Source organism: Micrococcus sp. KRD012, assembly GCF_017168555.1.
Lineage (GTDB): Bacteria > Actinomycetota > Actinomycetes > Actinomycetales > Micrococcaceae > Micrococcus > Micrococcus luteus.
This window is the reverse complement of the sequence record NZ_JABFBB010000016.1, coordinates 79,112-80,424: the sequence shown is the minus strand read 5'-3', so window position 1 is coordinate 80,424 and position 1,313 is coordinate 79,112. Positions and strand designations below refer to the sequence as shown.

Below are 1,313 nucleotides of genomic sequence, written 5' to 3'. Positions count from 1 at the left end.
GGGTCGGGTCGGTGGTCGGGTCATCGGCCGGCGTGGCGGGGCCGCCGGTGGCCGTCGGCGGTTCGAGCACGCGGTCCGCCAGGGCGTGGGCCATGCGGTCCCGCTTGGTGCGCAGGTAGACCACGTTGTGCTCGGTGACAGGCGAGGGGGCCGGGACACGCTCGACGACGTCGATGCCGGCCGCCCGCAGCCCCGCGACCTTCGCGGGGTTGTTGGTGACGAGGCGGATGCGCCGATGGCCGGCGGCCGTGAGGACGGCGGCGGCCCCGGCCCAGTCGCGCGCCTCGGCGGGCAGACCGAGGGCGAGGTTGGCCTCGACGGTGTCCATCCCCTCCTCCTGGAGCCGGTAGGCGCGGATCTTGTTGGCCAGGCCGATGCCGCGTCCTTCGTGGCCCCGGAGGTAGAGGACGGCGCCGCCCTCGGCCGCCGCGCGGGCGAGGGCGTCCTCGAGCTGGGGGCCGCAGTCGCAGCGCAGGGAGCCGAGGACGTCGCCGGTGAGGCACTCCGAGTGCACGCGGACGGTGAGGGGACGCTCCGAGTCGGTCTCCCCCGCCACGAGCAGCAGGTGCTCGGCCCCGGTCTCGGCGTCCACGTGCACGCTCACGCGGAACAGGCCGTGCCGGGTCGGCAGGGTGGCCTCGGCGGGGACGGCGGTCAGGGCCGGCGTCGTCTCCTCCAGGTGGGCCACGAGGTCCTCGATGGAGATCAGCACGAGGCCGTGCTCGTCCGAGAACTCCCGCAGGGCGGGCAGGCGCATCATGGTGCCGTCGTCGTGGACGAGCTCGGCGATGGCGGCCACGGGCGCGACGCCGGCCAGGCGGCACAGCTCGACGCCGGCCTCGGTGTGGCCGCGGCGGGCCCGGACGCCGCCGGGGACGGCGCGCAGGGGGAACACATGACCGGGCCGGGTCAGGTCGCCGGGGGCGGCACCGGGGTCGGCGAGCAGGCGGAGGGTGCGGGTGCGGTCGGCGGCGGAGATGCCGGTGGTGACGCCGGCGGCGGCATCCACGCTCACGGTGTAGGCGGTGCCCTTGGGGTCCTCGTTGACGGTGGTCATGGGCGGCAGGGCCAGGCGGTCGGCCAGGCCGGCCGGCAGGGGCGCGCAGATGACGCCCGAGGTGTGGCGGACGGTGAAGGCGGTGACCTCGTCCGTGGCCAGGGCGGCCGCGTAGATCAGGTCGCCCTCGTTCTCGCGGTCGGCGTCGTCCACGACGACGACGGGCCGGCCGGCGGCGATCGCGGCGATCGCCACGGGGACGGGGTCCAGACGGATGTGCTCGCTCACGGGCGGGCCTCCTCGGTGGGTGCGGCGG

At 76.4% G+C, this 1,313-nt stretch carries 1 protein-coding gene; it reads right to left on the bottom strand.

Going from position 1 to position 1,313, the window contains the following annotated elements:
- Positions 1-1,285, bottom strand: a 1,285-nt coding sequence (ribB, locus tag J1M37_RS06955; RefSeq protein ID WP_206452374.1) for a 3,4-dihydroxy-2-butanone-4-phosphate synthase, incomplete at its 3' end; no start/stop codon positions are given.
- Between the last annotated feature and the right edge of the window lie 28 nt (positions 1,286-1,313).